Annotated in this window: 9 protein-coding genes; all 9 read left to right on the top strand. The window is 59.1% G+C overall.

The annotated features are described in order from the left end of the window. The first annotated feature begins 119 nt into the window (after positions 1–119). The 9 genes from BST42_RS17210 to BST42_RS17175 all read left to right on the top strand — a co-directional run bounded on the left by BST42_RS17210 (position 120) and on the right by BST42_RS17175 (position 11375). Positions 120–1013 carry a cyclopropane mycolic acid synthase family methyltransferase gene (locus tag BST42_RS17210; RefSeq protein WP_083120544.1) on the top strand — a complete coding sequence of 298 codons (894 nt, stop codon included), beginning with the start codon at positions 120–122 and terminating at the stop codon, positions 1011–1013. Positions 1014–1076: 63 nt separating this feature from the next. After that, the gene (locus BST42_RS17205; protein WP_083120543.1) at positions 1077–2135 is read left to right on the top strand and encodes an alpha/beta hydrolase fold domain-containing protein; all 1059 of its coding nucleotides are present in this window, start codon (positions 1077–1079) and stop codon (positions 2133–2135) included. A gap of 162 nt (positions 2136–2297) precedes the next feature. Further along, positions 2298–2762, top strand: a complete 465-nt coding sequence (locus tag BST42_RS17200; RefSeq protein WP_083120542.1) for a hypothetical protein — start codon at positions 2298–2300, stop codon at positions 2760–2762. A 120-nt stretch (positions 2763–2882) separates the two neighbouring features. Then, a complete protein-coding gene (locus BST42_RS17195; RefSeq protein WP_083120541.1) occupies positions 2883–4733 on the top strand; it encodes a DUF4012 domain-containing protein in 1851 nt (616 codons plus the stop codon). Positions 4734–4865: 132 nt separating this feature from the next. Beyond that, positions 4866–6326 carry a tyrosine-protein kinase domain-containing protein gene (locus BST42_RS17190; RefSeq protein ID WP_083120540.1) on the top strand — a complete coding sequence of 487 codons (1461 nt, stop codon included), beginning with the start codon at positions 4866–4868 and terminating at the stop codon, positions 6324–6326. A gap of 250 nt (positions 6327–6576) precedes the next feature. After that, positions 6577–7143 carry an FkbM family methyltransferase gene (locus tag BST42_RS17185; protein WP_165760870.1) on the top strand — a complete coding sequence of 189 codons (567 nt, stop codon included), beginning with the start codon at positions 6577–6579 and terminating at the stop codon, positions 7141–7143. An 84-nt stretch (positions 7144–7227) separates the two neighbouring features. Then, on the top strand, positions 7228–8550 hold the full coding sequence (locus BST42_RS17180) for an O-antigen ligase family protein (RefSeq protein ID WP_133057474.1): 1323 nt from the start codon (positions 7228–7230) through the stop codon (positions 8548–8550). Between the two features lie 307 nt (positions 8551–8857). Continuing rightward, positions 8858–10156, top strand: coding sequence for a glycosyltransferase family protein (locus BST42_RS29380; RefSeq protein ID WP_133057473.1), 1299 nt, complete (start codon positions 8858–8860; stop codon positions 10154–10156). 247 nt (positions 10157–10403) lie between these two features. Continuing rightward, complete coding sequence (locus BST42_RS17175; RefSeq protein WP_083120537.1) at positions 10404–11375, top strand: class I SAM-dependent methyltransferase; 972 nt, start codon at positions 10404–10406, stop codon at positions 11373–11375. The last annotated feature ends 550 nt before the right edge of the window (positions 11376–11925 follow it).

The following is an 11925-nucleotide window of genomic DNA, read 5'->3' as shown; positions in this document are numbered from 1 at the left end:
TTCGGTGGGCCGAGACGGTATGGTCCAGATCACAAAGTGCATACTGGTGCGCGCGCAAAAATCACGTGCGGGGGCCGTGATGCAGGCAGATAAGCAGAATCAGGAAGGCTGTAACTCTCATGCCCGAGGCAACTGAAACCAAGGACATGCGGCCCCATTTCGAGGACATCCAGGCTCACTACGACCTCTCGGATGACTTCTTCGGGTTGTTCCAGGATCCCACCCGCAAGTACAGCTGCGCGTACTTCACCGGGCCCAACGTCACCCTCTCCGAGGCGCAGATCGCCAACGTCGATCAGCATCTGGACGCCCTCGACCTCAAGCCGGGGATGACGCTGCTCGAGGTGGGCTGCGGCTGGGGTCTGACGTTGCAGCGCGCAATGGAGAAGTACGACGTCAACGTCATCGGACTGACGTTGTCCAAGAATCAGAAGGCCTACTGCGATCAGCTGCTGGCGAAGGTGGACAGCGAGCGGACGTTCGACGTGCGGCTGGAGGGCTGGGAGCAGTTCCACTCGCCCGTCGACCGGATCGTGTCGATCGAGGCGTTCGAACACTTCGGCTTCGAGCGCTACGACGACTTCTTCAAGAATTCGTTCGACATCCTGCCCGAGGACGGCCGGATGACCGTGCAGAGCAGCTGTGGGTACCACCCGTACGATCTGCAGGCTCGCGGCAAGAAGCTGACGTTCGAACTGGCCCGGTTCGCGAAGTTCATCGGCGAGGTGATCTTCCCGGGCGGGCGCATCCCGAGCACTCAGATGATGGTGGACCACGGCGAGAAGGCCGGGTTCGTCGTCCCCCCGCCGCTGTCGCTGCGCAACCACTACATCAAGACCCTCGGTATCTGGGCGGCGCGCCTCGAGCAGCACAAGGACGAGGCGATCGCGGCAGCCGGTGAAGAGAGCTACAACAACTACATGCGGTACTTGACCGGTTGCCAGTACTACTTCGTCGACGAGCAGCTCGACGTCAGCCTCGTCACGTACCTCAAGCCGGGCGCCGCCGCCTAGCAGGCATTTCTCCCTCGGCGAATAGCCGATTACAGCCCATGAGCCCGAGATAATCTCGGGCTCATGGCTGTTGGGCGGCTCGCTGATCCGAAGTGCACCCTTGGTACCGATCCGCGATCGGATCCCCGGATGGTGGCGGCGCTCGCCCCGCTCGGGTTGGCTGACGTACTTCCGGACGCGCCGCTGACCATCGAATCTCCGTTGGCAGATCGGCTGGCGTATGCCGCGGCCGCCGAGGAGGCGGTCGGCGGCGTGATCTCGATGCTGGCTTCGGCGGCCCCGTCGCCGGCCGGCGTCACCACCACCACCGTGACCATCCCCGGCGACGGCCACGAGATGACGCTGTTCGTCAGCAGGCCGGATCGCGCCGACGGTCCCCTTCCGGCAGTGGTGCATCTCCACGGCGGCGCAATGGCGATCGCCAGCGCCGCGGACGCCGGGTACCGGCACATCAGGGAGAGCATGGCCGCCACCGGCCTGGTGGTGGTCGGCGTGGAGTTCCGCAACTCCGGCGGCCGCCTCGGCGCACACCCGTACCCGGCCGGGCTGAACGACTGCGCGGCCGCGACCCGGTGGGTGCACGCCAATGCCGCGGACCTCGGCGTGAGCCGGTTGATCGTGTGCGGCGAGTCCGGCGGCGGGAACCTGACGCTGACCGTCGTCCACAAGGCCAAGCGCGAAGGTTGGCTCGACGAGATCGCCGGGGCCTACGCCCACTGCCCCTACATCTCCAACCGCTGGCTCGACTACCCCGAGGACCTGCCGTCGCTGCGGGAGAACGACGGATATTTCATCAGTTGTCAGCAGGCCGCGCTGCTGGGCTCGATCTACGATCCCGGCATGACCCACGCCGGGGATCCCACCTGTTGGGCCGGTGCGGCCACCGACGAGGATCTCGCCGGTTTACCCCCGCACGTGATCTCGGTGAACGAACTCGATCCGCTGCGCGACGAAGGCCTCCTCTATTACCGACGGCTGCTGTCCGCCGGCGTTCCTACCGTGGGTCGCGTCGTCGCAGGTACGTGCCACGGCGGCGACCTGCTGTTTCCGGCGACGATGCCCGACGTTTTCGCGGCCTCGGTGCGCGATGTGAGTGGCTTCGCATGGTCGGTGGCGGGTTGACTGTCGCAGCGCGCTTCGCGGACCCCGATCAAGGTCTTTCACCTGGAAAAAGACTGACGACCTACTTGGCATTTCCGGTTGACAGCACCCACGTGGTATGGGAGTCTTTGCTTAATTTCTTAGGCAATACCTCAGGAATAAACAAGACATAGGGGGGTTTCAATGACCACTGCATCCAAGTTCGCAGGTCTCTCGACCAAACTTCAGGTGAGCACTGCGGCTGTGGCTGTCGCCGCTGCTGCCGCCATCACGCCGGCTGTCGCGCATGCGGCGCCGAGCCTGGCTCCGTTCTCCGAGAATGTCGGGAACTCTGCTGAGCTCCTCATCGACTCGCCGGTCATCTCCAAGGCTGCCGTGTCGGCCACTCCTGGCAGCAACAAGAAGGCAGCCGCCAACGAGACGCCATCCCAGGTCATCCAGACCTTCATCTCGGGCTTCGTGCTTGCGGCCCAGAACGGCGTCAAGGCCGTCACCCAGTATTTCGGTACGTTCGTCTACGGTGGGCTCGCCTTCACCGGCCTGGCGTTCAACGCCTTTGGGCTCACCCAGATCGGCAACGGGTTCATCAACGCGTCGAACAACGTCGCCGCTGCGATCAAGATCGGCCCGTACGCGACCTCCTCGTAACCAATCGTAAAAACGACTCGTCAGTTGTTGCCCAACAGCAGCTGGCGGGTCGTTTTTTGTTGGCCAATTCGCCGCGGTCGGGATCAGTGCCGACTGCACCGGAGTATGGGGACTAACTGAGTGAAATTCTTCTCGCGGCGGCGGATCGATGAAGATCCGGCTGATTCTCATGTAGACCTGATCGATGACGACGATGAGACCCCTTGGTACCGGCGACGCAACGTCGCTTGGCCGGTCCTTGGAGTGCTCATCGTCGTCATTCTGTTTGGTGGCTGGCTTGGGCTCCGAGCGTACGAGGCGAAGACGAGCCTCGAGCAAGCGCGCACTAGTGCGCAACAAGCCAAAGACGCACTGCTGCAAGGAAACACCGCTGACGCATCACGGTTGGCTGCTGACGCGCAATCTCATGCGCAGTCAGCACGCAACGCGACGCACTCCGTGCCGTGGAACGTCATGTCCGTCGTTCCGTGGTTGGGCAGCCCGTTCAAAACCGGTCAGCAAATCTCAGATGTCGTGCTCGGTTTGGCCGCCGAGGTGTTGAAGCCCACCGCCGATGCCGGCACAACTGTGGCGCCAGGCCAACTGCTCGCCAACGGTCGGCTCGATGTCCAAGCATTGCGTCGAGAAGAACCCGTCTTGAGCAAGATCGCAGCTGACGCAACGCGGCTCGACGCTGAGGCCAAGGCCATCTCAGCGCCGGCGTATTTCTCCGTCATTGGTGAGGCGCGATCACAACTGCAGTCACAGACCTCCAACATTGCCGGCCTGCTGGAAAACACCGCTCTTGCGGCAAAGCTGGCACCGTCGATGTTGGGCGCCGACGGCCCACGCTCCTATTTCATGGGCTTCCAGACGAATGCTGAGGCGCGCGGTACCGGAGGGTTGCTGGGCGGTTTCGGGATCCTCCGGTTCGACGACGGCAAGCCGAGCGTGGATTCTATGGGGCCGAACACCGATTTCAACAAGCCTTTCACACCGTTCTCGGTTAACCCAGAGTTCGACGAGCAGTACGGGTTCACCAATCCCACTACTGACTTCCGTAATAGCAACCAGAGCTCTCACTTCCCTTACACAGCGCAGATTTGGAAGGCGATGTGGGCTCAACAATCAGGTATGAACGTTGATGGAGTAATCGCGATTGATCCCATCGCCTTGAGTTACATTCTCGATGCGACCGGTCCGGTCACTATGCCTGATGGCGAGATAATCACGAAAGACAACGTCGTCGAACTTACCGAGTCGACGGTCTACAGCCGCTTCCCCGATCCCAATGACCAAAGCGGACGTAAACGCTTCTTGCAGGCGATTGCTACCGAAGTGGTCAAGAAGGTCACGGTGCCTATCGAGTCGCCGCGCAAGCTGCTTGATGCATTGGGAAGAGCAGTAAGTGAGCGCCGAATCTCGGTGTGGAGCTCGTCACCCACCGACCAAGCGCTTTTAGAGAAAACCCCGCTTGCTCACGAAATTCCGGATGATCCTGCGCCATACGCCGAAGTCGTCATCAACAACCTCGGCGGCAACAAGATGGACTACTACCTGAAGCGAGAGATCGAATACGTAGCTGATGGATGCGATGGCGACAATCGCAAGTCAACCGTGACAATCCGGCTAACCAACACACTCAAGGATGTGGCTGGCCTGCCGGAATATGTGGTGGGGCGGCTGGGCTTCTATCCCGAGGTCGCAGGGACAATCCCGCCGGGCACGATGCTCACCTCGGTCCGGCTCCTCACGACTAAGGGAGCGGACGTGCTCAGCGTGCTCGCAAACGGGAAAAGAACCCGCGTATTCGGATCAACGGAGCGCGGCCACCCAAGCTTTGAGTCTCAAGTAGCCATACCTCCGGGTAATACCGTGGAATTAATATTCCGGCTCACCGAACCGACGTCTCCAGGCCAAGCACGAGTACCGGTTCAGCCCTTGGTTGACGCTGCCAAAATGAAAGTCTCGGTGCCGAGCTGTGCGCACTGACCCGCATAGCCGCAGCCTGCAGTGTTTGAGAAACGTTGCCATTGCACGCTCACCAGAGCCTCGGAAATCTGCGAAGGTATGCTTCCCCGGCAAGGGGCGATGAAGCATTCAAACAGGGGGTAAGGGGTCGCATTGAATCTTCGGGACGTCGCAAAACTGCTGCGCACTCGTTGGATCACCGTGGGCGTAACGGCAATGGTCGTGGTCTTGGGAGCCGTCGCGTACACGTTGCTGACCACGCCGCTCTATCAGGCTTCGACGAGGCTTTTCGTCTCTGCCACCTCGGGCGGCTCATCAGTGTCTGACCTGTACCAGGGAAATCTCTTCTCTCAACAAAGAGTCTTGTCTTATGCCGAGCTACTCAACGGCGAAACTGTCGCGCAGAGGACGATTGACAAACTGGGGCTCGACATGAGCGCGGAAACTCTACGCAGCAGGATCAAAGCGACTGCGAAGCCTGACACAGTCCTCATCGACGTGGAGGTGCTCGACGAGTCTCCCGTCCGAGCTCGCGATATCGCTAACACTTTGTCTGACGAATTCGTCGGCTTGGTGAACGAATTAGAGACACCAAAGGCCGGCGACCAACCCAACGCCCGCGTCGTAGTGGAACAACGAGCCTCGATACCGAGCAAGCCAGTGGTACCGAATCCAGTTCGGAACATTGCACTAGGCCTTGGATTGGGCTTGTTGGTAGGCGTGGGTCTCGCTGTTCTACGCGATTTGCTCGACAACACGGTTAAAAGCCCAGAGTCACTTGAGGACATCACCGACAGCAGCATCGTAGGCCACATCCCAACCGATAAGGGATTACGAAAAACGCCAGCAATATCTTTCGCTACCGACAATTCCGCAGCGGCCGAGGCGTTCCGCAAACTGCGCACCAACCTGCAGTTTCTATCGGTAGACAATCCCCCGCGCCTTATAGTCGTAACCAGCTCATCACCAGGAGAGGGTAAGAGCACGACATCCATCAATATCGCACTGGCGTTGGCTGAGGCAGACCATAATGTGCTGCTTGTCGATGGCGACCTTCGACGCCCATCTTTGGCGAAATATCTTGACCTGGTCGGCCAGGTAGGTTTCAGCAGCGTTCTGAGTGGCGCAGCCACGCTCGACGACGTATTACAACCGACCAAGTTTCCACGACTAACCGTTCTCACAGCCGGGGAAATCCCGCCAAACCCCAGCGAGCTTCTTGGATCGTTGTCCGCGAGAAAGCTGCTCAACGAACTTCGTGCCAGGTTCGACTATGTCATTGTCGACTCGTCCCCCTTACTTGCAGTCACTGATGGAGCCGTCCTGGCAGCCGGCGCGGATGGCGCGCTCGTTGTGGCTCGATTTGGAGAAACCAAGCGCGACCAACTCGCACACGCCGTAGGGACCCTAAAGGACGTCGATGCATCGTTACTCGGGGCTGTCTTTACGATGATGCCAACGCGCGGAAGTGGCTCCTACAGCTATAACTATTACTCTCACGGTCAAACTTACGGCGACTCCACGCCAGGGAAACAGTCGGACAAATCTTCCTCACCTCGTCACAAGGTCGACTCATCAGCCACAGAGTTTCATAAAGAAAGCCGGCCGAAATGACATGGCGGGCCCCAGGGTCTGTGATGTCGAGACTAGGCGACCTTCCAACGACAAGTTTTGGATGACAGACGTGGGGAAAAAGCGAGCACCGATTAGCTATGTTGCGCGCACAGCTGTGAAACGGGCGTCGGGACGACTTGGATTCGAGATTCGCCGAGCTAACACGTTGCAAACTGCACCAATAGGAGATATGCGGAGCACGCTTGTGGGCCTCCGCGATCGAGGACTAGCGCCGACCACGGTCCTCGACGTGGGCGCGAACCGTGGCGATTGGACGAAACTCGCCCGGGATATCTTCCCGGCAGCAACTTACGTCATGCTCGAACCGCAGCTTGAGATGGCACCGTATCTCGACGCCGTCGGTGAGCCATGGCATGGGGTAGCCGCGGGCAGCGAGAACGGCACGCTGGAATTGACAATCTGGCCCGATTTAGTGGGATCCTCATTCTTGAAACCCGATGGTGCGGACTATCCAACGAGACCGGTCAAGATTGTTACCATCAACCACCTCATCGCTCGAGAGAATTACGCGATCCCAGAGCTCGTGAAACTCGACATTCAAGGTTTCGAACTTGAAGCCCTCCGGGGCGCCACGCAGCTTTTCGGCGTCACGGAGGCATTCATCGTCGAAGTATCCCTGTTTTCCTTTGGCGGCCACCCCATTCTGCGAGAAGTTGTGGAGTTCATGGGTGAACGCGGTTACGAGACTTACGACATCGCCGGTGCGCTCCGTCGACCATCAGATGGCGCACTCGGAAACCTTGATCTGTGTTTCGCGCGCGTCGATGGTGCGTTGCGGGAATCAAATAGTTGGTGAGACTCTGGTGCGGGCATGCAAGGCGGTGGAGCTCTCGGTCCGTGTGAGGCGCGATGGGACCTCCGAAAGGCATATTAGAGAGCAATGACAGCAGTTGCGTTACCGACCGCACGCCTCCGCACCGACGCGGGATTGGGCTTCGTTATCGGGCTGAACCTTTGCCTGGCCGGGATATACGCAAATTTCGCGGTTAGCGTCGGTAATTATCCGTACCCTGGCGTAGCTGTCTTAATTGGAGCCGCTTTCCTGATCCCACACATGACACCGCACGCACGAAGCCTGAAGTGGCTGGGCTTAATTTTCACTTTCCTCGTTTTGTCGTTCGCAACAGGCGGGAGAGAAGTCAACGACTCCCTTGGCCGCATGACTTCCTTGCTACAGATAATTGCGGCGCTCGGGTGCGCTCACATCCTCCTGTGCGCCATGAATTACCCTAAGACTGTGCGTAGGGCGTTATTTCTCTGGACAATGTTCATCGTAGTCGGCGTTGTTCTGGAATCTACATTCCCGCCTTTTCGCGATCTGAGCGACGCGTTCCGGCACGCGGCATTCGAAGGACGCTTCATTTACGAGAATGACGCAAGAGATATACAACAATATGGTTTCGTGCGGCCCAAACTATTTACCCGAGAACCTGCGCACGTAGCGATGGCGTTCATGACCTTCGCACCGGGGTGGTACGTCCTATCGCCATTCCGCAGGCGGTTTGTGCTGCTTCTGATATGCACCTTCCTCGTCGCGCTTTTCCTGGGAAGCCCGATTGTGCTCCTAGTGCCACCCCTCGCGTGGTTTCTCGATCGGATGCTTGCCCAGCGCGCGATGTCAGGTGTCGTTGCAGCAGGGCTTCCGGTCCTTGCAATCGTCGGCTTCACGCTTACCCAGGTGTTCTCAACAAGGTTTGCGAATATTCTCAGCGGTAAAGATGGGAGTTTTTTTGTTCGCTTCCAGGGACCCTACGAGGTGGCAATAAAGACTATCGAGCAATTTCCAATTTTGGGAGTCGGGGTTGGCCACAAAGAGGCGCTCTACAAGGAAGTGCAGGACGTTTACACCCACTACTATCAGTTTAATACGTCATGGGTTTACCACAATTATCTTTATGCTCTCAATAATGCCTTCGCGAACTCGTTATCATATTTTGGCCTCGTCGGCGCCGTAGTCTTCTATTTCTTGGTTGCGAAATGGGCCAAGGGATTCGGAATTGGACCGTGGGTTTCACTCCCGGTCATCCTTCTTTTGCTTCAGTTTGACGGGGCGCTGGAAGCCATCAAGATGTGGGGTTCCATAGCAGTTGTACTGAGCGCTTATGCGATGGCAAGAACCGCGTCTCCACGTTGCCCACAGCCGGGTGGTCCGTCAGAAAATTCCTCAGCAGTCCGGTTCCACCGGCCCGACGGTAAGAATTAGTGCGCTGCCCATTACGCCGCATCGACTGGTTTCTAAGACTGCCGCGATGGCTAGCCCCTGACACATCTGCTCCTGCTCGGGCTGCGAGGCCATCGCCGATATCCACCTTCTACGCTGCGAAGACGGCTTAATACGTGCCTTGCCCGTCCGAGACCGTCAAGCTGTTCCTCACGTAGGTCACTCGTTCCCGCAGCCTCCATTTCAGTTATGACGAATACTTTCCTTAATGGTGCCAAGCAGCGGTGCCAATCGTTCCGACGGGGAACGGACGAAGTCGGATCGGAGCTACAAGAGGGAGGTTCCAAACGTGTATGAACCCCGGAAGCAAGCCCCACAGGTTGCACGAGATCTGCCGCCTAACGCAAGCGCGTCCGATGCCTACGGCATCCCAAGCGCGGGAAAAGCCATGCCAGATGCGCTTGAGGTGTGCGGAGCGCCTCGCGATAACGTTCAATTTGCCGCCAACGCACCGCGAGTCGTCTTCATAGGTCCGGAGCGCACGGACGCCCGGTGCGCCAAACGAATTGCTGCTCTTCACGATCAAGGCTGGAAGGTCATCGGCTGCACCTTTTATCGCGACCGAGGGGAACCCCATCAACCAGCCGCTTGGGACAACATTCACCTAGGTACTACCTATGACCGCCGACACGTCCATCGTGTGTGGGCCGTTATTCGCGCACTAGGGATCATCTTGAAGAATCGCGATCGGCTACTAGAGGTAAACGTCCTCTATGCCATTAATTTCGACAACGCCCTCCTCGCTCTCTTCGTGAGGCTAGTCTGCTTTCGGCGTGTCTCGCTTGTGGTGGAAATTGCTGACATTCAACCAGTGATGACCGGCACCGGAATCGTTTCACGTTTTCTCCGATCTCTCGAGCGCTTCGTCCTCAGGCGCTCCAAGCTCCTGGTAACGACCTCTCCAGCGTTTTTACGCCGTTACTTCGAGCCCGTGCAAAGGTTCCGCGGTTCCGTCGTCCTATTGGAGAACAAGGTATATCCTTCCGCTGCGCTTGCCGCCGCCAGGAAGCCTCGCATCGGTCCTGTGAACAACCGACACTGGACCATCGGTTACTTTGGCTCGTACCGGTGCGAGCGAAGCATCGCGCTCATCTGCCGACTTGCCGGAGAGTTTCCTGACAAGCTCTCTTTCGTCCTCCACGGAGTGCCTACCAGCCTAGATTCTGATTATTTTCATAAGAGCGTACGTCGATACCCCAACATCCGGTATTGCGGTCCTTATCGCTATCCAGACGATCTGCCGGCCATGTACTCCAGCGTCGATTTCAACTGGTGCTTTGACTTCTCTGCGACTGGAGGAAATTCCACCTGGCTACTACCCAACCGAATTTATGAGGGCGGCCTATTTCACTGCCCGGCACTGGCGTTAGCCGGCACGGAAACCGCAGCATGGTTGCGATCGCACGGTCTCGGACGGGAATTCGAGGAGGACTTGTTTGAGAGTTTGAAGGAATTCTTCAATACACTCACGGTAGGCGCTTGGGAGGCAATGCGTGAGCGGTGCGAAGAAGCACCGGATGGTTTGTTCACTGCCGAGGAAGATTATCGGAATTGGAGCGCACGGATTGAACTGCTAGCCAACGAATAGTTGCGCGGTGCGCTTACGATTCAATTGTCGCGAAACCCGTTGCCAGGAATCAGTCCACCGACGCCGAGCCACGCCCCACAAACTGACTGTGCCGCCAATTTATACCACCCGCGGGCCTGGCAACGTCGGGAAGCAACGAGATCTCAACCGCTGGGCCGACCAGATTGCTTGCCCCCGTCCTATGCAAACGGTCCCAATTGCGTAGCATCTCGAGCATGGTTCGCCTGCCTTGTGTCGCGGTACGCGCATGAAGAATCTCGCCCGCAACGTTCTGCCGGACTTCGTCATCGACGTGCTTGACCGGCTCATGTTTAACCTGCGGCGCTTGCGAATCCGCGGCGCCCAATGGTTCTTCGGCCTCTTCGGTTATAACGTCGCGAAGAAGGCCGACTACTACTCCGTCCTGCCTGACCTGTTCGAGATCGAAGCCACCCGCGAACGCTGGGATCGTCCCAGCGCCCTTGCAGGCTTGAACATCGATGTGGCGGTGCTCGAGAAGAACCTCAGCGCACTCGCCGATCGCTGGGAGACCGAGTTTGCTCGCGTCACTGGCGACTACGCAGACAACACTCGAACTGGGTTCGGCCCGGGATATCCGCAGTTCGACGCCAGAACTCTTTACTACATGCTGAGGGAGCACAAGCCGCAGCGTTATCTCGAGATCGGCTCGGGCCTGTCGACCTACTACGCAAGCCTTGCGGCCGCACAGAACGCGGCGGAAGGCTCGCCGCTACAAATTACGTGCGTGGAGCCCTACCCATTCGACGCACTACAGACGCTCGACATCTTCGAGTTGGTCAAAGGGTTCGTGCAAGATGTTCCGCTAGAGCGGTTCTCTTCGCTCGAGGCCGGGGACGTTCTCTTCATTGACTCCACACACGCGCTGAAGATCGACAGTGACGTCGCATTCCTGTTCATGGAGGCGCTCCCCTTGGTCAAGCCGGGAGTGTACGTGCATATCCACGACGTTCACTTTCCATACAACGGGCCGTTCCCGGCCGATACGTGGCTCTTCGGCGAGCGGTGGCCCGTTTTCTGGCAGGAGGCGATGGTGGTGCAGGCGTTCCTGGCCTTCAACGACTCTTTCGAAGTGCTGCTCTCGACCCCAATGGTGAGACATTTCAACGAGCAGTTTCTAACCGGACGTTTCGCGGACTATAGGCCCTTAAGCCAAGACGAGAACCCCCCTTCATCGTTGTGGTTGCGCAGGGCTCGCTGAGTGCTGGATTCGGGATGGATCGCAACTCGCGCAGTTAGGAAGCATCGGATTCCGGGGATCCCTTTTCCCGCTATGTGATGTCGGTGAGCGGAGGGGCGCCGAGCCACATTTTGGCGCTCGTACCACCGAATCAGTATCGAACTGCTCTAAGAATGGCTCGTGCGGCTAATGAGATATCGAGCGTCCCTAGCTAGCTCAGAGAACTATCGAAATGGAGGGTCTTCCGCAACCCCTCAGAAATTGTGTGCGGCCGAGCTCAGAGAATTATCGATAGATGCAAAGACCGCAATGAGTGGCTGCAACCGGCAAGCGCCATTTCAGTAGGACATCCATTTCGCAGCACACGCAGAGTCGGCTACCACAGCAGCAGTGAGCCGAAGGGGGGGGGGGGGGGGGGGGGGGGGGGGGGGGGGGGGGGGGGGGGGGGGGGGGCGGGGGGGGGGGGGGGGGCGGGGGGGGGGGGGGGGGGGGGGGGGGGGGCGGGGGGGGGGGGGGGGGGGGGGGGGGGGGGGGGGGGGGGGGGGGGGGGGGGGGGGGGGGGGGGGGGGGG

The organism is Mycolicibacterium rhodesiae (assembly GCF_002086695.1).
In the GTDB taxonomy this organism is placed as follows: Bacteria; Actinomycetota; Actinomycetes; order Mycobacteriales; family Mycobacteriaceae; genus Mycobacterium; species Mycobacterium rhodesiae.
This window is presented reverse-complemented; position numbering and strand designations above follow the sequence as displayed.

What these genes read in the sequence shown, in the direction of transcription:
- BST42_RS17210 (WP_083120544.1), top strand. Translation starts at nt 120, where the DNA reads ATGCCCGAGGCAACTGAAACCAAGGACATGCGGCCCCATTTCGAGGAC.
- BST42_RS17205 (WP_083120543.1), top strand. Translation starts at nt 1,077, where the DNA reads ATGGCTGTTGGGCGGCTCGCTGATCCGAAGTGCACCCTTGGTACCGAT.
- BST42_RS17200 (WP_083120542.1), top strand. Translation starts at nt 2,298, where the DNA reads ATGACCACTGCATCCAAGTTCGCAGGTCTCTCGACCAAACTTCAGGTG.
- BST42_RS17175 (WP_083120537.1), top strand. Translation starts at nt 10,404, where the DNA reads ATGAAGAATCTCGCCCGCAACGTTCTGCCGGACTTCGTCATCGACGTG.
- BST42_RS17180 (WP_133057474.1), top strand. Translation starts at nt 7,228, where the DNA reads ATGACAGCAGTTGCGTTACCGACCGCACGCCTCCGCACCGACGCGGGA.